Source organism: Streptomyces sp. PL-25, assembly GCF_058344915.1.
Genome location: NZ_CP136997.1, coordinates 4,659,044 through 4,677,900, shown reverse-complemented (window position 1 = coordinate 4,677,900; position 18,857 = coordinate 4,659,044). Strand labels below are relative to the sequence as shown.

Below are 18,857 nucleotides of genomic sequence, written 5' to 3'. Positions count from 1 at the left end.
GATGGGCCCGTACCCGACGAGAGGTCCTGACGTGTCTGTGTGGCGCAACGTGGGTGAGCGCACCGTGTACGAGAACCGCTGGCTCAAGGTGGCGATGGCCGACGTCGAGCTGCCCGACGGCCGGCACCTCGACCACACCGTCATCAGGCTGCGCCCCGTCGCGGTCGCCGCGGTGGTGAACGAGGCCGACGAGGTCCTGCTGCTGTGGCGCCACCGCTTCATCACCGACGCCTGGGGCTGGGAGCTGCCCTCGGGCGGCACGGGCGAGGGCGAGGACCCGGCGGCCGCGGCGGCGCGCGAGTTCGAGGAGGAGACCGGCTGGCGGCCGGGCCCGATGCAGCTGCTGCTCGCCGTCGATCCGATGCCGGGGATCTCGACCAGCCATCACCGGGTCTACTGGTCCGACCGCGCCGAGCGCATCGGCGAGCCCCGCGACGCCTTCGAGTCCGCGCGCCGGGAGTGGGTGCCGCTGAAGCGGGTTCCCGAGCTGGTGGCCCGCGGCGAGATCCGGTCAGCGTCCGCGGTGGCGGCGCTGTTGATGCTCCACCAGCAGCGCATCAGGTAGCCGCCGCTCACGCCCAGGTACGACGAAAGGGCTCCCGCCCTCCCGAAGGAGGACGAGGGCGTGCTCTCCGCGCGAGCGGAGGTGGTCCGCAGAAGTCGGCCCAGGGCACCGGGGTGCGCAGGTTCTCTCCGCGCGAGCGGAGGTGGTTCGCCCTTGAACTCGCCCAGCTCGGGGCGCCAAAGCCGCAGTTTGTCCGGGCGGGCGCGCGGGCCGGGCCTCGCTCGCCAGGTGCCGGAGCCCGAAGCTCAGCCTCCCCGGCCTCGCCGCTCCCGCCGCCCCGCCATCCTCAGCCTCATCCGCAGCCGCAGCCACAGCCACAGCCACAGCCACAGCCACAGCCACAGCCACAGCCACAGCCACAAGATAGCGATCCGCACACCAGCCGTCACTCTCCACACCCCCCAACTCACCCCTTGGTGCCCGTTGATCGCCGCCCCCTCGCGCTCGCGCCCCGCTCGAAGGACACTTGCAGGCGAAGGAGTTGCCGCCGGAGGGGGACGGGACATGCGGGATGCTCATCGGGCGGAGGCTGAACGGCTGCTGGTGCGGGCGGTGGAGGAGGAGGTGCGCCGGTCGGGCGGGCGGGCGGACGGTGCCGTGCTGCTGTCGCGGGCGCGGGCCGGGCTCGACGCGCTGGCGCGGCCGGCGCAGGAGGAGTACGAGGCGTACACGCGGGCGCTGGACGAGGCGGCGGCCGGGCAGCTCACGTTCGGGCAGCGCTACGCGCGCGAGGGTGCCGGAACTCCCCTGCTGGTGGCGGCCGTCGCCGCCGTCGCCGCCGCGGTGGCCGACCTGGCGCTGGGCACCGGTACGGGCACCGCGCTGGGCGCGGGCGCCGTCGCGGGGGTGGCCGGGGCCGCCGCCACCGTCGTCAAGGCGGGTGCCGCGCATCTGCCCGCCGCCCACCACCGGGCGGGTGCGGCCGGTCAGCCCGGCGGGTCCGAGCAGTTGCGGCTGCAGTGGCTGACCGCGCTGGAGGTGCGCGGTATCCGGCCCTTCCTGGACCAGCAGCGCGTCCTGACCGCGTCCACCGCGCCGCAGAAGAAGGCCGCGCCCCGGCTGCGCGGCACTGACAAGAGCGCGGCGGCGCGCAGGCGCAGTGTGCTGGAGCAGTCGTTCGGGCAACTGCCCGAGCCGGTCGGTGTGTTCGCCGGGCGCAGGGCGGAGCTGGCCCGGATCAGGCAGTGGGTGCAGGCGGCCCGCGCGCACACCGAGACCCGGCCCACGGTCGTCGTCCTGCACGGCACGCCCGGCTCCGGCCGCTCCACGCTCGCCGTGCGGGCCGCGCACGAACTGCGCGACCAGTTCCGCGGCGCGGTCGTCGTCGACCTGCGCGGCGGCAGCGCGGACGAGCCGCCGCTGCCCACCCGGGACGCGCTGCTGCACCTGCTGAACCGGCTCGGCGCGCCCCGCGAGCAACTGCTGTTCCGCGACCGGTCCTCGGCCGAGCAGCAGGTCAAGCGGCTGGGCGAGCTGTACGACCAGCATCTGACCGGGCTGCCGGTGACGATCGTGCTGGACGACGCCTCGGACGCCGGGCAGGTCCGGGCCCTGGTGCCCGAGCGGTCCGACAGCCTGGTCCTGGTCACCGCCCCCGCCCCGCTGGAGCTGCCCGCCGAGCTGTCGGCCTGGGTGCACCAGCTGCCGGTGGACGCCCTGGACGAGGCGGGTTCCGAGGAGCTGCTGGGCGCCGCGGCGCAGGACGGGTCCGGCCCGTACGACGCGGAGTCCGCCGAGCGGATCCGCGAGCTGTGCGGCGGGCTGCCGCTGGCGCTGCGCGTGGCGGGCTCCTCGCTCGGTCCGCGCTCGCCCCGTCGGCTGGCCGCCGACCTCGGGGCGTACGGCCCGGTGGAACCGGTCGAGCGGGCGCTGTGGCTGCGCTACACCGACCAGTCGGAGGCGGGCCGGCGGCTGCTGCGCCGGCTGGCCCTGGCGGGCCGGGCCTCGCTGGGCGGCGCCGCGGCGGCCGCGCTGCTGGCCACCGACGAGGCGGAGGCGGGCCGGCAGCTTGAGGCCCTGGCCGGCGCCGGTCTCCTCGACCATGTGCGTGGCAGCCGCTATCGGCTGCACGACCTGGTGCGGGCCTTCGCGCACGCCCGGCTGCTGGACGAGGAGGAGCCCGCCGAGCGGACGGCCGCGCAGGAGCGGCTGATCGGGAACTACGCCGAGCTGGCCGACTCGGTGCTGCGCCTGGTCGACGGCAACAACTCGACCCGCTCGGACCGCTTCAGCCCGCACGGCTTCACCTCCCTCGACGAGGCGCTGCGCTGGCTGGACGACGAGTCGAGCTTCATCACGGCGGCCCTGCGGCACGCGGAGGGCGTGAACCAGGCGGCCGTGCTGAATCTGCTGGGCGCGCTGTGCGACTACTGCCTGCTGCGCGGCGACCTGTACCGGCTGGGCGAGATCAGCGAGCTGACGCAGGCCGTCGACCAGGGGCTGCTGGTGCGCTCGGTGCAGTGGCGCACCGGCATCGCCGCCCGGCAGCTGGGCGAGCTGGACAAGGCGCGCACCACGCTGGCCTCGGTGGTCGACCTGTACCGGGAGGCGCACCACGACGCGGGCGCGGCCCGTGCGCTGAACTCGCTCGGCATCACCCTGCACCACCAGGGCAACCTGACCGAGGCGGCGGCCCGGCTGCGCGAGGCCATGACGCTCCAGGACGTACCGGAGCTGGCCGGTGACCGGGCGTGGACGATGCACGCGCTGGCGGCCGTGGAACGCGACCGGGGCCGTCTCGCCGAGGCGCTGGACCTGCTGACGCGGTCCCTGGTGCTGCACCGGGAGGGCGGTTCGGTGCACGGCGAGGCGTGGGCGCACTTCCAGCTCGGGCAGCTCGCGCTGCGCCAGGGCGAGGTGGAGCGGGCCGAGGCGGATCTGCGCGAGGCCCTGGAGCGCTACGGCCGCACCCGGGACGCGCGCGGCGAGGCGTGGGCGCTGACCCAGCTCGCGCGGGCCCGGCTGCTGGCCGGGGAGACGGCGGAGGCGGTGGAGGCGCTGCGCGGCGCCGCGGGGCGGCACCGGGACAACGAGGACGCGCGCGGCGAGGCGTGGTCGCTGTACTACCTGGGGCAGGCGCTGGAGGAGGCCGGCGACCTGGACCGGGCGGTGCGCGAGCTGGAGCGGGCCCGCACGATGTTCTCCCGGATGCGGGACGTCTACGGGCTGGCCTGCGCCCGGCACCACTCGGCGCGGGTGACGCGCGACCAGCGGGCGGCGCAGACCGGTTCGCTGCGCAACTCCGGTTTCGCCCGTCAGCTCCTGGTCGACGCCCGTGCCGACTTCCGGCGCATCGGGGTGGCACACGGCGAGGCGTGGACGTGCCTGGAGCTGGCCGTGGTGGACGCGGGCAACGCCCGTACGCCGCAGGCGCTGGCCCTGTGCGACGAGGCGCTGGCCCTGTTCACGTCGTACGGGGACCGGCGCGGCGAGGACTGGGCCCGGTTCCTGCGCTGCACGCTGCTGCCGTACGCGGCGCCGGGCGGGGTGGAGGTGGGCACGGCGGTCGCCCAGGAGGACCTGTCCGCGCTGGCCCGCGCCGGGCACCGGCTGCGGGACCGCAAGCTGGAGGGGTACATCGACGCGTATCTGCTGGTGCTGGAGCGCGGGGTGAGCCTGGAGGCGGGCTGGCAGGCGTGGCCCCTGGGGATGGTGCCGGACCGGCACGCCCGCGAGGTGATGGGCGTGGAGGCGGTCCCGGCCGGCGGGTCCGGGCATGCCTGAGGGCGGTTCCGCCCGTCCTGGATCAGCCGGACCGGCGTGACCGGCCGGACCAGCGTGACCGGCCGGACCGGCGTGACCGGCCGGACCGGCGTGACCGGCGTGACCGGCGGGCTGAACCACCCTCGGGGCCGGACGCGCCGCCCGGCCTGTCCCCTCGGCCGGGTCAGCTCTTGGAGGGGTGCGCCCGGCCGGTGCCCGGGGCGCCCGGACCACCGGCGGTGCTCCCGTCCGTCTCCGGGGTCTCCTTGAAGTCGACCTTGCCCATGTGGCGGTTCATGGACTTCATCAGGAACCACACCGCCAGGGCCATCACCGCGAAGACGATGAAACCGAGGACGCCGGGGGTGACCTTGTTCTTGTCGAACTCGGCCAGGGTGACCAGATGCGTCGTTGCCAGGCTCGCGCTTGCGCTCATGTCAGGCATTCTCCCTCAGGGCTACCGGACACCCGCAAAGAGGTCGTCCTCGGGGAGGGAGGTGTCCACGAGCGACTTCGCCAGCTCGTACTCCTCGGTCGGCCAGACCTCCTTCTGGACGTCCATCGGCACCCGGAACCAGCCGCCGTCCGGATCGATCTGCGTGGCGTGCGCGATCAGCGCCTTGTCGCGGATCTCGAAGAAGTCCGCGCAGGGCACGTGCGTGGTCAGGGTGCGGTCCTTGTGGCCGGACTTCTCCCAGCGCTCCAGCCACTCGCCGTAGGGCGACTCCAGGCCCCGGTCGAGCAGCGCCTTGTGCAGGGCCTCGGTGCGGGCGCGGTTGAAGCCCTGGTTGTAGTACAGCTTGACCGGCCGGTACGCCGGGCCGTACTCCTCCTCCGGGTACTTGCCCGTGTCCGCCGCGCCCTCGAACGCCACCATCGTGATCTTGTGGGTCATGATGTGGTCGGGGTGCGGGTAGCCGCCGTTCTCGTCGTAGGTGGTGATCACCTGCGGGCGGAAGGAGCGGATGCGGCGCACCAGCTCACCGGCCGCCCTGTCGACGTCCTCCAGGGCGAAGCAGCCCTCGGGCAGCGGCGGCAGCGGGTCGCCCTCGGGCAGGCCCGAGTCGACGAAGCCGAGCCAGTCCTGCGCGACGCCGAGGATCTCCCGGGCCTCGTCCATCTCCTTCTTGCGCACTTCGTGGATGTTCTCCTCGATGTACGCGTCGCCCTGGAGCTTCGGGTTGAGGATGGAGCCGCGCTCTCCGCCCGTGCAGGTCACCACCAGCACGTCCACCCCCTCGGACACGTACTTCGCCATGGTGGCCGCGCCCTTGCTCGACTCGTCGTCGGGGTGCGCGTGCACGGCCATCAGTCGCAGCTGGTCAGTCAAGGCTCAATCCTCAAGGTCAAGTCGGTGCCCGGTGCACCGGGCGTTCCACAGGTGCCGCCCCGGGTGGGTCGTCGTGCCGGGGTGGCGGGTCGAGCGGCGGGCCGGGGCTTCTATAGTGACCGAATCGGAGGACGAATAATTCCGGGGTGCGGCTCCGGAGTCCCCGCGCGGGACGGCCGTCCCGCCCCTGCCGAGAGGACGATCATGAGTACGGCGAGCACCCGGCTCCCCGAGGGCCGCTACGGCCGCTCCGCGGACGAGCGCGCCGACCACAAGCTCAAGATCGCCGGTGCCGTGCTGGGCGCCCTGCTGCTCGCCCTGGTCGTCTACTTCGCCTACCACTACGTCGGCGAGAACAAGATCAGCGCGCAGGTCGTCTCCTTCCAGGCGTCCAACGACGCGGTGCGCATCCATCTGGAGGTCCACAAGGACGCCGGGGCGCGCGGCTACTGCACGCTGCGCTCGCAGGCGGCCGACGGCACCGAGGTGGGCCGGGCCGACTTCCACTTCGACCAGGACGCCAAGCAGATCGACCAGGTGCTGACGCTGCGTACCACGTCCCGGGGCACGACCGGCGAGCTGCTGGGCTGCCACGCCGGCTGACACCGGGGCGTCATCCGGAATACGTAGGCCCTGACCTGCATTGACGTGATTTAGATGCCTTATGTCCTCCCCCTTTCGCCGCTGAATTGTTAGGCTCGTGGTTTCGCCCATCCATGAGGGACCATTCTTCTGGGTAGGGCGATGCTTTGTATTCCCAGTACCGACGAGGAGCACCTGTGACCCAGACCAGCGAGAACGTCACCTGGCTGACCCAGGAGGCGTACAACAAGCTCAAGGACGAGCTTGAGTACCTTACTGGTCCTGCGCGCACCGAGATCGCCGCCAAGATCGCGGCCGCGCGCGAGGAGGGGGACCTGCGCGAGAACGGTGGGTACCACGCGGCCAAGGAGGAGCAGGGCAAGCAGGAGCTCCGCGTGCGCCAGCTGACCCAGCTCCTGGAGAACGCCCAGGTCGGCGAGGCTCCGGCCTCCGCGGACGGTGCGGTCGCGCCCGGCATGGTCGTCACGATCGCCTTCGACGGCGACGAGGACGACACGCTCACCTTCCTGCTGGCCTCCCGTGAGTACGCGAGCGCCGACATCGAGACCTACTCCCCCCAGTCACCGCTGGGCTCCGGAGTGCTCGGCCACAAGGTCGGCGAGGAAGCGGAGTACGAGCTGCCGAACGGCAAGAAGGCCTCGGTGACGATCCTCAAGGCGGAGCCGTACAACGGCTGAGTCCGCGGACCGGCGGGCCGACCCGCCGCACGGACGGCCGGCCGAAGCCCCTCGGGCTCCTTCCTGGAGCACGGGGGGCTTCGCCGTGGCGCGGCGGGGCGCCGCCTGAGCGCCGGCGTGCGCCGGTGCTCGGGCGATGACCGTGTGCCTGCCCGGCGCTCAGATCAGGCGATGACCGTGTGCCCGGCGCTCAGGTCAGGCGATGACCGTGTATCCGGCCTCGCGCAGCGCCTCGCGGACCTCGGCGCAGTGCGCGGGCCCCTTCGTCTCCAGGTGCAGTTCCACCTCGGCCTCCGTGAGCCCCAGCCGCGGATCGGTCCGTACGTGGCTCACGTCGAGGACGTTGGCGTCCGTCGCCGACAGCACGCCCAGCAGGGTGGCCAGCGCCCCCGGCCGGTCCGTCAGCCGCAGCCGTACGGCCAGGTAGCGGCCCTGCGCCGCCATCCCGTGCCGCAGGACCCGCTGGAGCAGCACCGGATCGACGTTCCCTCCGGAGAGCACGGCCACCACCGGGCCCTCCAGGGCCGCCCCGGCGCCCCGCTCCCCGCCCAGCAGCGCCGCGACCGGGCTGGCACCGGCCGGTTCCACCACCAGCTTGGCCCGCTCCAGGCAGAGCAGCAGCGCGGCGGACAGCTGGTCCTCGCCGACCGTGCGCACCTCGTCCACCAGTTCGGACACGATCTCGAACGGCACGTCGCCGGGGCGGCCGACCCGGATGCCGTCGGCCATCGTCGTCGGGTTCCCGATCGCCACCGGTCGCCCGGCCGCCAGCGAGGGCGGGTACGCCGCCGAGCCCGCCGCCTGCACCCCGATGATCCGCACCTCGGGGTGGAGCGTCTTGACCGCCACCGCGATCCCGGCCGCGAGCCCGCCGCCGCCGATGCCCACGACGATCGTGCGCACCCGCGGGCACTGCTCCAGGATCTCCAGTCCGACCGTGCCCTGGCCCGCGATCACGTCCGGGTGGTCGAAGGGGTGGATGAAGACCGCGCCGGTCTCGGCGGCGTACTCCTGCGCGGCGGCCAGCGTCTCGTCGACCACCTGGCCGTGCAGCCGCACCTCTGCGCCGTACCCGCGGGTCGCGCTGACCTTCGGCAGCGGGGCCCCGACCGGCATGAACACCGTGGCGTGCACCCCGAGCAGCGCCGACGCCAGCGCGACACCCTGCGCGTGGTTGCCCGCGCTCGCGGCGACCACGCCCGCGGCGCGCTCCTCCGGCAGCAGCCCGGCGATCTGGACGTAGGCGCCGCGCAGCTTGAAGGAGCCCGTGCGCTGGAGGTTCTCGCACTTGAGGAGCACCGGCGCGCCCGCCAGCTCCGACAGGTGCCGGTTGCTCTCCAGGGCGGTCACCCGCGCCACGCCCGAGAGCATCTTCTGCGCGCCCCGCACGTCGTCCAGCGTGACGGACGGGAAGGACGGGAAGGACGCAGCCGTGCCGTAACTCATGTTTCGAGTCTCGCAGCTCACGGTCGCGGCGCGCTGGTGCGACCGAACCGCGAGACCGGTTTGCGCAGCGCCGGTACGGGCCGCCTCCCGGCCGCGTACCCTGTCCCCCAACCCAGCAGCCCGTCAGAAGTGAGCCTCCGGCCATGCCCACTACACCTGAAATGTCGATGGACATGACGACCGTCGGTGACACCGGTCTCCTCGAAACCCTCCAGCACGAGGTCGCGCTGTTCGCCCGCCGCGCGGAACAGACCCGGCTCGGCGGGGTCGGCCAGGTGCGCAACTCCATGGACCGAGCCGCGTACCTGCTGCTCAACCGGCTCGACAAGGAGGGCCCGATGGGTGTCAAGGCGCTCGCCGGGAGCATGGGCATCGACTCCTCCACCGTCACCCGGCAGGTGGCGCCGCTCGTGGACACCGGGCTCGTCAAGCGCACCTCCCACCCCGAGGACGGGCGGGCCGTGGTGCTCCAGCTCTCCCCGCGCGGCCTGGCCCGGCTGGAGGAGGTCCGCACCTCGCGGCGCCGGCTGATGGCCGAGCTGACCGAGGACTGGACCCCGCAGGAGCGGGCCGCCTTCTGCTCGCTGCTGACCCGCTTCAACGGCGCGCTGTCCGCCCGCCAGGCGCCGCAGGGCGGTGCGGCGGGGCGCGAGCCGGGCGCTCCGGACTCCCCGGACTCCCCGGGCTCCCCGGGCTCCCCGGGCTGTCCGGCCTCCTGACCCCCTGGCCCCTGGCCGTTCGCCCGCCTTCCCGGCCGTTCCGCCGCCGCGCCGCCCGGCCGGGGCTGCCTCCCCCTTCTCTCTCCCCCCGGGCCGCCTCCTGCGCGGCTCTTGACCGGCGGCCCGCCGCTGGCCTGGTATGAGACCCGGGGCTCCGGCCGCACCGCTTCTCGTGGCGCGTGCCCGGCCGGATCCCCGTCTTCCGGATCGCCTGGCAGGAGGCGTGGTGCGAGAGCGGCAGGTGTCGAACGGCGTACGCCGGGCGCGGGACTTCGAGGCGTTCGTCGCGGGCGCGGCCGGACGGCTGCTGCACACCGCCACCCTGCTCACCGCGGAGGCCCCGGACGACAACCCGCGCGCGCGGCGTCTGCTGACCCTGGCCCTCGCGCACACGTACGCGTGCTGGGACCGGCTGCGCGGCGAGGACCCCTACGAGCGGGCCCGGCAGGCGCTGGCCGCGCGGTTCGCCCGCGAGGCGTGGCACCAGCACGGGGTGCGGGGCCGCGGCCGCCCGGAGCCGCCCGGCACCCTGGCCGTGCTCACCCCGCAGGAGCGTCTGGTCGTCGTCCTCCGGCTGTACGAGGGCGTCGCCGAGGAGCAGGCCGCCGCGCTGCTCGGTCTGCCCTCCGAACGTGTCCGCGTCATCGGCGACCGGGCCATCGCCGCCCTCACTCGCGCGCCCGCCCGTCCCGTCCCGGCCGCGAGCGGTCGCAGGGCGGCACCCTCGTAGCCGCTGGGCACGCACGGCCGGACGCGGGGACGGGGAGCGCAGGCGCAGAGGGAACGACGGGGGCGGATGTGAACAGAGCGGAACGTGAGGCGGCCGTACGGCGGCTCCTGGAGCAGACACCGCCGCAGGTGCCCGCCGGGCTGTACGAGGACGCCGTGCGCCGCGGCGGGCGCATGCTGCGCCGCCGGACGGTGGCCCGGCGCGCCCTGTGGCTGCTGCTGTGCGCCGCGGTGGTGGCGTTCACCGTGTGGGCGCTGACGGTACGCCCCTGGGCTCAGCCGCCCTCGCAGACGACCCCGCCCGTGACCGGCTGGTGAGGCACCGGCCACCGGCCGGTGGGGGCGCCGGCCACCGGCCGGTGGGGCGCCGAGGGCCCGCCGGTGGGGCACCGGGCGGGCGCCCCACCAGCGGCTCGTACCGGCTAGCCGAGGGCCTGCTGGAGGTCCTCCAGCAGGTCGTCGACGTTCTCGATGCCCACGGAGAGCCGGACCAGGTCGGCCGGGACCTCCAGGGCGGAGCCCGCCGCGGAGGCGTGGGTCATGCGCCCCGGGTGCTCGATCAGGGACTCGACACCGCCCAGCGACTCGCCGAGCGTGAACACCTTCGCCCGGTCGCAGACCGCCACGGCCGCCTCCTCGCCGCCCTCGACGCGGAAGGAGACCATGCCGCCGAACGCCTTCATCTGCTTGGCGGCGACCTCGTGGCCCGGGTGGTCGGGCAGCCCCGGGTACAGGACCCGCGTCACCCGCGGGTGCCGGGACAGCATGTCGGCGACCTTCCCGGCGTTCTCGCTGTGCCGGTCCATGCGCACCGCGAGCGTCTTGGTGCCGCGCAGCACCAGCCAGGAGTCGAAGGGCCCGGCGACCGCGCCCATGGCGTTCTGGTGGTACGCCAGCTCGTCCCCGAGCGCGGTGTCGCTCACGATCAGCGCGCCGCCGACGACGTCCGAGTGGCCGCCCATGTACTTGGTCAGCGAGTGCACGACCACGTCGGCGCCGAGCGCCAGCGGCTGCTGGAGGTAGGGGGTGGCGAAGGTGTTGTCCACGACCAGCTTCGCTCCGGCGTCCCGGGCGACCTGGGCGACGGCAGCGATGTCGGTGATGCCGAGCAGCGGGTTGGAGGGCGTCTCCACCCACACGGCCTTGGTCCGCGGGGTGAGGGCGGCCCGTACGGCGGCCGGGTCGCTGGTGTCGGCGACCGACCACTCCACGCCCCAGCGGGAGACGACCTTGGCGAACAGGCGGAACGTGCCGCCGTAGGCGTCGTTCGGGATCACGACGTGATCGCCCGGGGCGAGCAGCGTGCGCAGCAGGCAGTCCTCGGCCGCCAGCCCGGACGCGAACGCGAGGCCCCGGCGGCCGCCCTCCAGGGCGGCGAGGTTCTCCTCCAGGGCGGTCCTGGTGGGGTTGGCGCTGCGGCTGTACTCGTAGCCGCCGCGCAGACCGCCCACGCCGTCCTGCTTGTAGGTCGAGACCTGGTAGATCGGCGGGACGACCGCGCCGGTGAGGGGATCGGCGGTGTTGCCCGCGTGGATCGCGAGGGTCTCGAAGTGCTGACTGATGTGCTCGTCGCTCATGGGCCCGAGCGTAGTGCTCCCGGGGCACCGGCGCGGGACACCGGGCGCGGCGGCGGTGCGGCCGGGGTTTTCCACAGGCCGGGGCGCAGGTTGGCCAATTGTCGGCGCGGTCTGGTTCGCTTGAGGCATGGAGATTCTCTGGGTCCTGACAGCAGTGGTCCTGCTGAGCTTCGTGCTGCTCCCCTTCCTCAGGCGCAGGCGCGGCGGCATCGAGCAGGTCCCGCCGGGACACCCGGACGCCGCGGACCCGGCGGACTACGGGTTCGTGCGCCAGGAGGAGCTGGACGTCCGCATGCCCGGCCCCGACCAGGACCTGCTGGACGTGCTGGACCTGGTGCAGCGCACCCAGGACTACCGCGCCGCGGCCCAGCTGCTGGCGGGCACCGAGGCGGCGGGCGAGCTGCGCTGGCAGCGCGTGCAGGCGTTCGCCGGTGCCGCCTCGCTGGAGCTGCAGCAGCGTCCGGGCGGGGTCAGCGAGACGCCCGGCGGCCAGTGGCTGCGGGTGTGGCGGGCCGAGGCGCCCAAGGACGCGGGCGGCGCCGCGGTGCACGCCGAGTTCCTGGTGCAGCAGGCGTGGCGGACGTCGACGCCGGGGACGGACGAGTTCCGGATCATCATGGAGGAGGCCAGGGAGTCCTGCGGCCGGGCCGCGCTGCTGGCCCCCGGCGACCCCGTGCCGTACGTCACCGAGCTGTCGGTGGCGCGCGGCCTGGCCTACTCCCGGTCGGAGTTCGAGCAGCTCTGGCTGAAGATCCTGGACCGCGCCCCCACCCACATGGGCGCCCATCTGGCGGCGTTGCACTACTGGTGCGAGAAGTGGCAGGGCTCGCGGGAGCTGGCCATGGAGTTCGCCGAGGCCGCCGCGGCGCGCGCCCCGCGGGGCTCGCTGCTGGCCGCCATGCCGCTCTTCGCGGTCTTCGAGCACCTGCCGGAGGTGAACCTGGTCCGCGGGTTCTACCAGAGCGAGGTCGTCACCAAGGCGGTCCACGGCGCCCTGCACGCCCTCCACTCCGCCCGCCCCGGCGACCCGATGGCCGCGCACGTGCGCCATCTGCTCGTCTTCTTCCTGGTCCGCTCCGAGCGCTGGGCCGAGGCCATGAACCAGCTCATACACATCGACGGCCATGTCGGCGCCCTCCCCTGGATCCTCTCCGAGGACCCCGCCGCCGAGTTCGCCGTCTACCGCGCGCTCGCGGTGGCCGGCTACGAGGCGAACGGCGGAAGCCCGGCGACCCTGCCCCAGTGACCGGGCCGGGGGCACTCGACGACCGGTCGGGGTCGGAGTCGGGGCCGCGCGCAGACGGCCCGCTCCGCCCGAAGGCGACGCGCCACCGCCACCGCCCCCGCCCGCGCGGTGCGGGCGGAGGCGGTGGGGCCGGGACCGGGGTGCCGGGACCAGGGCCGGGGCCGGTCGGGGTCAGATCGTCGAGGTGTCGATCACGAAGCGGTAGCGGACGTCGCTGGACTGGACGCGTTCGTACGCCTCGTTGACGCGGGACGCGTCGATCAGTTCGATCTCGGCGCCGATGCCGTGGGCGGCGCAGAAGTCGAGCATCTCCTGGGTCTCGGCGATACCGCCGATGTTGGAGCTGGTGAGGTTGCGGCGGTTGCCGAAGAGGGCGCCGTAGGGGATCTGCACCGGCTCCTCGGGCAGGCCGACGTTCACCATGGCGCCGTCCAGGCGCAGCAGGGACAGGAAGGCCGGGAAGTCGAGCGGCGCCGAGACCGTGTTGAGGATCAGGTCGAAGCTGCCCTTGAGCCGCTCGAACGTCTCCGGGTCGCTGGTGGCGTGGTAGTGGTCGGCGCCCAGGCGCAGCCCGTCGTCCTGCTTGCGCAGGGACTGCGAGAGGACGGTCACCTCCGCGCCGAGCGCGTGGGCCAGCTTGACGCCGACATGGCCCAGGCCGCCGAAGCCCACCACGGCGACCTTCTTGCCGGGGCCGGTGTTCCAGTGCTTCAGCGGGGAGTACGTGGTGATGCCGGCGCACAGCAGCGGGGCGGCCACGTCCAGGGCCAGGCCGTCGGGGATGCGGACGACGTAGTTCTCGTCGACCACGATCTTCTGGGAGTAGCCGCCGTAGGTGGGCTTCCCGTCCTTGCCGACGGCGTTGTACGTCCAGGTGGGGCGGCTGGTGCAGTACTGCTCCAGGCCCGCGGCGCAGTTCTCGCAGGTGCGGCAGGAGTCGACCATGCAGCCGACGCCCACCCGGTCGCCGACGGCGTGGCGGGTGACGCCGGGGCCGACCTCGGAGACGACCCCCGCGATCTCGTGGCCGGGGACCATCGGGAAGACGGCCTCGCCCCAGCCCTCGCGGGCCTGGTGGATGTCCGAGTGGCAGATGCCCGCGAACTTGATGTCGATCAGCACATCGAACTCGCCGACTGCCCGGCGTTCGATGGTGGTGCGCTCCAGCGGTGCCTTCGCTGCGGGCGCGGCGTATGCGGCGACGGTGGTCATGCGGAGGGTTCTCCTCGGTGGTTGCCTGCCGTGCCCGGCTGCCTTCTGTGCTGCCTCGCGGCTGCCTCGTGCTGCCATTGCCTTCGTGCCGGGCACGCCCTCCACAGTGCCCGCTCGGGCGCCGTTCACCCAGGCCACGCCTCTGCCTACGACCAGCGTGCCTACCACTGGCGGGGGCAGAATGCGGTGCGTAGGAGCGGTGATACTGGACGTATGGACGACAAGCCGGACAGCGCCGCCCCCGGAGTCGGCCCGAGCGCCGGCGCGGACGCCGGGGCCGGTCTGGAGCGCCGGGCCGAGCTGAGCGAGTTCCTGCGGACCCGCCGCGCCCGGCTGCGGCCGGAGGACGTCGGGCTGCCGCACTACGGGCGCCACCGCCGGGTCCCCGGGCTGCGCCGCGAGGAGCTGGCCCAGCTCGCCGGGGTCTCGGTGGCGTACTACACGCGCCTGGAGCAGGGAAACGGCCGCAATGTCTCCGCCGAGGTGCTGGACTCCATCGCCCGCGCGCTGCGCCTGACCGACGCCGAGCAGGCCCATCTGACCCATCTGGCCAAGCCCAAGCACAAGAAGCGGCAGAGCGCGCCGGCCCAGCAGGTGCGGCCCTCGCTGCGGCAGCTCCTGGACACGATGGACGGCGTCCCGGCGTACATCGTCGGACGGCGCTCGGAGCTGCTGGCCTGGAACCGCATGGCGGCGGCCGTCTTCGGCGACTGGTCCCAACTGCCCGCGCCGGAGCGGAACTGGGCCCGGCTGGTCTTCCTGCACCCGGAGACCCGCGACCTGTACGTCGACTGGGAGCAGAAGGCGATCGACGTCGTGCTCTCGCTGCACATGGAGGCCGGCTGCTATCCGGACGACCCGCGGCTGTCGGCGCTGGTCGGCGAGCTGTCCGTGAAGAGCGAGGACTTCCGCCGCCTGTGGGCCACGCACGACGTCAAGGAGAAGAGCCACGGCGTCAAGCTGCTGCGCCATCCGCTCGTCGGTGAACTGGCCCTGCGCTACGAGTCGTTCAAGGTCGCCGACAGCAGCGAGCTGACCATGACCGTCTACCACCCCGAGCCGGACTCCCCGTCGGTCGAGTCGCTGCGCCTGCTGGCCAGCTGGGGCGCGGACGCGACACGGACGGGGAGCGGCAGCCCGACGCCGTAGCGGCGTCGGGGGGCGTGTGCGGGTCAGGCCGTGACCGGGCCCGCGGTGTTCTCCTTGACGGTGATGCGGCCCTTGCGCAGGGTCGCCAGGCGCGGGGCCTTCTTCGCGATCGTGGAGTCGTGGGTGACCATGACGAACGTCAGCCCGTGCTCCTTCCACAGACCTTCGAGCACGCCCATGATCTCGTCGCGGGTCGACTCGTCCAGGTTGCCGGTGGGTTCGTCGGCGAGCAGCACCTTGGGCCGCTTGACCAGCGCGCGGGCGATGGCGACGCGCTGCTGCTGGCCGCCGGACATCTCGCCGGGCAGATGGCCGAGCCGTTCGCCGAGGCCGACCGACGTCAGCGCCTCGGCGGCGCGTTCGCGGCGTTCGCGGGCCTTGACGCCGAGCGGGACGAGGGCGGTCTCCACGTTCTCCTGCGCGGTCAGCGTGGGGATCAGGTTGAAGGACTGGAAGACGAAGCCGATGTTCTCGCTGCGCACCCGGGTGAGCCGGGCCTCGGAGAGTCCGGCCAGGTCGGTGCCGTCGAGCACGACCTCGCCCGAGGTCGGCCGGTCCAGTCCGCCGAGCATCTGGAGCAGGGTCGACTTGCCGCCGCCGGTGGGCCCCTGGATGACCAGCCGGTCACCGTCGCCGATGGTCAGGTCGACACCGTCGAGGGCGTGGACGGTCTGCTTGCCCCGGGTGTAGTGCTTGGTGACGCCGCTGAGTTCGTACATGTGGATGGCTCCTGGGCTCCTGGAGAGGACGGGTGGCGGGGGGCGGACGCCGGTGGCGTACGGAGACCACGGGCGCCTCCGTACGCGGGCGCGGGACCCCTGCGTAGGCGGGCGCGGGTCTCCGTCGTACGCGGGCGCGGCCCTTCGTACGCGGGCGTGCGGGCGTTACTCGACGCGGCGCAGGGCGTCCGCCGGGCGCAGCCGTGAGGCGCGCCAGCCGCCGAACGCGCCCGCGATGAGCCCGCCGGCCACCGCGAGGCCGACCGCGACGGCGATGGTGGTGAGGCCGACCGGCGCGGTGAGCGCGACGTCGAGGGACTTCGCCGTCTGCCGGCCGGGACCGCCGAAGCCGCCCCCGCCCCCGCCGAAGCCACCGCGCCCGAAGCCGCCGGAGCCCGCGCCGGAGGAGCCGAGCTGCGCCTGGAGCGTCGGGCTGATCGCGGTCACGGCGTACGCGCCCGCCAGGCCGAGCGCGATGCCGAGGACACCGCCGACCAGGCCGTTGACGACGGCCTCGCCGACCACCTGCCGGGTCACCCGGCCGGACCGCCAGCCCAGCGCCTTGAGCGTGCCGAACTCGCGCACCCGGCGGGAGACCGCCGAGGAGGTCAGCAGCCCGGCGACCAGGAACGCGGCGATCAGCACCGCGACGGACAGCCATGTGCCGACGTTGGAGGCCAGGTCGGAGGCGGTGGACAGGGACCCGGAGACGGTCTTCGCGAGGTCGGCGGAGGTGGTGACCGTGGTCCCCGGGACGTTCTTCTGGATGGCGCTCTTGACGGAGTCGATCTGCTGGGAGCCGGCCGCCTTGACGTAGACGGTGGTGACCTTGTCCTTGTCGCCGCTGAGCGTCTGCGCCTGCTTCAGCGGCAGGTAGAGGTTGGCCGCCGCGTCGCCGCTGGTGGCGGTGGCGATGCCGATCACCTGGTACTTCACGTTCTTGACGGTGACCGTGGAGCCGACCGCGAGCTTCTTCTCCTTGGCGTAGGCCGCGTCGGCGACGGCGACCGCGGCGTCGGTCTCGGTGGTCTTGAAGGTACGGCCGTCGGTGATCTTCGAGGAGGTCAGCGGGCCGAGCGCGGGCTGGGTGACGTCGGTGCCGTAGACCGTGTACTGGTTGACGTCGAAGTCGGCGCCGCCGCCCTCGACCTCGCCCTGCGGGGTGGGCTGGGCGCCGCGCCGGCCGCCCTCGCCGCTCCCGCCGCTCGCACCGTCGCGCATCCGGAACTGGCCGCGGGTGAACTGGCCGTCGACCTTGACGACAGTGAGGCTGAGCCCGCCGACGGCGGCGGAGACGCCCTTCTGCCCGGCGACCTGGGTCACCGTGGCGGCGGGCAGGGTGGTGAAGCCCTGCGCCCGGACCATGTCGCTGCTCTGGCTGGTGCTGTCGCCGTCGCCCTTCGCGTCGAACTTGAAGCGCGGGCGCTGGGACTCGCCGGAGGCGGGCGTGGCCGCCTTGGTCACGGTCATGTCCGTGCCCAGCCCGTAGAGCGACTGGAGGACCTTGTCCTGGGCCTTGCTCATGCCGTCGGACACGGAGGTGACCACGATGACCAGGGCGATCCCCAGCGCGAGACCGGAGGCGACGACGAGGGCCGCCTTTCTGCGGCGGCGCAGCTCGCGCCTCAGGTAGGTGAAGAACATGCGCCGCAAGCTAGGGACGTCCCGTGATGAAGGGATAAGCCCGTCATAAAAGAAGGATGAGAAGCCCGGCGGACGGCCGCGGCACAGCGAACGGCGCCGCCCCTTCAAAGGAACGGCGCCGGTGCGCGGTACGGGGCGGGTCAGGCGGCGGAGCCGGCCTTCCACTTGGACCAGGTCATGTTCCAGCCGTTGAGGCCGTTGTCCGGGGAGACGGTCCTGTCGCCGGTGTGCTGGACCACGACGACGTCACCGATCAGGGAGTGGTTGTAGAACCACGCGGCGGGCGTCTTGGTGTCCTTGGCGCCCTTCGTGTCCTGGAGGCCGACGCAGCCGTGGCTGGTGTTGGCGCTGCCGAAGACGGACGGCGCGTTCCAGTAGGCGCCGTGGATGAAGGTGCCGGAGGTGGTCAGGCGCATGGCGTGCGGGACGTCCTTGATGTCGTACTCGCCCTTGCCGTCGGAGTCCGTGAAGCCGACCGACGCGCCGTTCATCCGGGTCTGGGTGAACTTCTCCGAGATCACCATCGCGCCCTCGTAGGTGGTGTGCTCGGGCGAACCGGCGGAGATCGGGATGGTCTTGACGGTCTTTCCGTTCCGCGTGACCTTCATCTGCTTGGTCTTCGCGTCGACGTAGGAGACCTGGTTGCGGCCGATGTGGAAGGTGACCGTCTTCTGCTGGACGCCGTAGACGCCCTGCGCGCCCTGGACGCCGTCGAGGTCGAGCTTGAGCGTGACGGTGGAGCCTTCCTTCCAGTACTGCTCGGGGCGGAAGTCGAGGCGGTTGGCGCCGAACCAGTGGCCGACGACCTGCTGGCCGCTGGAGGAGCTGACGGTGATGTGCTTCTGCACGGCCGCCTTGTCGGTGATCGACTTGTCGAAGTTGATCGAGACCGGCATGCCCACGCCGACGGTGCTGCCGTTGTCCGGCGTGAAGGTGCCGATGAAGCTGTGCGCCGGGGCGACCGTGGTGAACGAGGCGTTCTCGTGGGCGGCGCGGCCCTTGGCGTCCGTGGCGGTGGCGGCGACCTTGTAGGTGGTGGAGCGGGCCAGCGGGGCGCTGGGCTTCCAGCTCGCCTTGTCGGCGGATATCTCGCCCTTGACGGCCTTGCCGTCGGCGGTCGTCATGGTGACGTCCGTCAGCGTGCCCTTGGCCACGGTGACCGCGGCCGAGTTGTTGATGGAGGCGTCGGCGGAACCGTCCGCCGGAGTGATCTTGATCTGGGCCTCCGACGTCTGCTGGGCCGCGGCCTTGTCGGCCTTGGCCTGCGAGGGGTCGCCGTCGCCTCCGCCGGCCGCGTTGCTGCTGCCGGAACAGGCCGTGAGCACCAGTACACCGCCGAGCAGTGCGGACGAGCCCATCAGGGCCCTACGCCGCCTACTGTTCGTCATCACACGCTTCTCCATCGTTGCCGTAATCCCCAGGACCCCCGATTCCCCCCGTCGCGAATCATCAACGCTACGACCGTTTCGTCCCGTTCCCCAGGGCGCCCGAGTGTGGGCCTCGCCACGTCTACACGGCACCGGGCGCCGCCCGCCCCGC

General features: G+C 73.1%; 18 protein-coding genes. 9 read left to right on the top strand and 9 right to left on the bottom strand.

The features are described 5' to 3' along the window. Position 1 precedes the first annotated feature (1 nt). Positions 2-565: an NUDIX domain-containing protein gene (locus R4Z62_RS21250; RefSeq protein WP_491520623.1), complete on the top strand. Its 564-nt coding sequence runs from the start codon at positions 2-4 to the stop codon at positions 563-565. A gap of 245 nt (positions 566-810) precedes the next feature. On the opposite strand, the gene R4Z62_RS21245 is transcribed toward R4Z62_RS21250, so the two are convergent. After that, on the bottom strand, positions 811-942 hold the full coding sequence (locus R4Z62_RS21245) for a hypothetical protein (RefSeq protein ID WP_491520622.1): 132 nt from the start codon (positions 940-942) through the stop codon (positions 811-813). A gap of 127 nt (positions 943-1,069) precedes the next feature. Here R4Z62_RS21245 and R4Z62_RS21240 point away from each other — a divergent pair, with 127 nt between their 5' ends. Continuing rightward, complete coding sequence (locus tag R4Z62_RS21240) at positions 1,070-4,288, top strand: tetratricopeptide repeat protein (RefSeq protein ID WP_491520621.1); 3,219 nt, start codon at positions 1,070-1,072, stop codon at positions 4,286-4,288. Positions 4,289-4,451: 163 nt separating this feature from the next. Here R4Z62_RS21240 and R4Z62_RS21235 read toward each other — a convergent pair whose 3' ends face one another. Continuing rightward, a complete protein-coding gene (locus R4Z62_RS21235; RefSeq protein WP_079159050.1) occupies positions 4,452-4,712 on the bottom strand; it encodes a hypothetical protein in 261 nt (86 codons plus the stop codon). 12 nt (positions 4,713-4,724) lie between these two features. Beyond that, positions 4,725-5,597 (bottom strand): mycothiol conjugate amidase Mca, encoded by an 873-nt coding sequence (mca, locus tag R4Z62_RS21230; RefSeq protein WP_079159049.1) that lies wholly within the window; start codon positions 5,595-5,597, stop codon positions 4,725-4,727. A gap of 204 nt (positions 5,598-5,801) precedes the next feature. Here mca and R4Z62_RS21225 point away from each other — a divergent pair, with 204 nt between their 5' ends. Beyond that, a complete protein-coding gene (locus R4Z62_RS21225) occupies positions 5,802-6,200 on the top strand; it encodes a DUF4307 domain-containing protein (protein ID WP_491520620.1) in 399 nt (132 codons plus the stop codon). Between the two features lie 176 nt (positions 6,201-6,376). Next, a complete protein-coding gene (greA, locus tag R4Z62_RS21220) occupies positions 6,377-6,877 on the top strand; it encodes a transcription elongation factor GreA (protein WP_018565089.1) in 501 nt (166 codons plus the stop codon). Positions 6,878-7,072: 195 nt separating this feature from the next. On the opposite strand, the gene ilvA is transcribed toward greA, so the two are convergent. Then, positions 7,073-8,323: a threonine ammonia-lyase gene (gene ilvA, locus R4Z62_RS21215; RefSeq protein WP_491520619.1), complete on the bottom strand. Its 1,251-nt coding sequence runs from the start codon at positions 8,321-8,323 to the stop codon at positions 7,073-7,075. 143 nt (positions 8,324-8,466) lie between these two features. Between ilvA and R4Z62_RS21210 the strand changes: the two genes are divergently transcribed. The 3 genes from R4Z62_RS21210 (at position 8,467) to R4Z62_RS21200 (ending at position 10,089) form a co-directional block, all read left to right on the top strand. Beyond that, a complete protein-coding gene (locus R4Z62_RS21210) occupies positions 8,467-9,042 on the top strand; it encodes a MarR family winged helix-turn-helix transcriptional regulator (protein ID WP_491520618.1) in 576 nt (191 codons plus the stop codon). Positions 9,043-9,268: 226 nt separating this feature from the next. After that, positions 9,269-9,772 (top strand): sigma factor-like helix-turn-helix DNA-binding protein, encoded by a 504-nt coding sequence (locus tag R4Z62_RS21205; protein ID WP_382846970.1) that lies wholly within the window; start codon positions 9,269-9,271, stop codon positions 9,770-9,772. Positions 9,773-9,840: 68 nt separating this feature from the next. Further along, positions 9,841-10,089: a hypothetical protein gene (locus R4Z62_RS21200; protein WP_064534926.1), complete on the top strand. Its 249-nt coding sequence runs from the start codon at positions 9,841-9,843 to the stop codon at positions 10,087-10,089. A 104-nt stretch (positions 10,090-10,193) separates the two neighbouring features. Here R4Z62_RS21200 and R4Z62_RS21195 read toward each other — a convergent pair whose 3' ends face one another. After that, positions 10,194-11,348, bottom strand: coding sequence for a cystathionine gamma-synthase (locus tag R4Z62_RS21195; protein WP_064534925.1), 1,155 nt, complete (start codon positions 11,346-11,348; stop codon positions 10,194-10,196). Between the two features lie 127 nt (positions 11,349-11,475). Between R4Z62_RS21195 and R4Z62_RS21190 the strand changes: the two genes are divergently transcribed. After that, positions 11,476-12,594: a hypothetical protein gene (locus R4Z62_RS21190; RefSeq protein ID WP_355483029.1), complete on the top strand. Its 1,119-nt coding sequence runs from the start codon at positions 11,476-11,478 to the stop codon at positions 12,592-12,594. 171 nt (positions 12,595-12,765) lie between these two features. Here the strand turns inward: R4Z62_RS21190 and R4Z62_RS21185 are convergent, their stop codons facing one another. Beyond that, the gene (locus R4Z62_RS21185; RefSeq protein ID WP_064534923.1) at positions 12,766-13,806 is read right to left on the bottom strand and encodes an NAD(P)-dependent alcohol dehydrogenase; all 1,041 of its coding nucleotides are present in this window, start codon (positions 13,804-13,806) and stop codon (positions 12,766-12,768) included. Between the two features lie 213 nt (positions 13,807-14,019). On the opposite strand from R4Z62_RS21185, the gene R4Z62_RS21180 reads away from it, so the two are divergent. Next, positions 14,020-14,955 (top strand): helix-turn-helix domain-containing protein, encoded by a 936-nt coding sequence (locus R4Z62_RS21180; protein WP_491520617.1) that lies wholly within the window; start codon positions 14,020-14,022, stop codon positions 14,953-14,955. Positions 14,956-14,978: 23 nt separating this feature from the next. Here R4Z62_RS21180 and R4Z62_RS21175 read toward each other — a convergent pair whose 3' ends face one another. From R4Z62_RS21175 to R4Z62_RS21165, 3 genes are all read right to left on the bottom strand, one after another. Next, the gene (locus R4Z62_RS21175) at positions 14,979-15,674 is read right to left on the bottom strand and encodes an ABC transporter ATP-binding protein (RefSeq protein WP_064534921.1); all 696 of its coding nucleotides are present in this window, start codon (positions 15,672-15,674) and stop codon (positions 14,979-14,981) included. Between the two features lie 165 nt (positions 15,675-15,839). Further along, positions 15,840-17,318 carry an ABC transporter permease gene (locus R4Z62_RS21170; RefSeq protein ID WP_382846975.1) on the bottom strand — a complete coding sequence of 493 codons (1,479 nt, stop codon included), beginning with the start codon at positions 17,316-17,318 and terminating at the stop codon, positions 15,840-15,842. A 140-nt stretch (positions 17,319-17,458) separates the two neighbouring features. Beyond that, the gene (locus tag R4Z62_RS21165; RefSeq protein ID WP_355483022.1) at positions 17,459-18,721 is read right to left on the bottom strand and encodes a L,D-transpeptidase; all 1,263 of its coding nucleotides are present in this window, start codon (positions 18,719-18,721) and stop codon (positions 17,459-17,461) included. Positions 18,722-18,857: the final 136 nt, after the last annotated feature.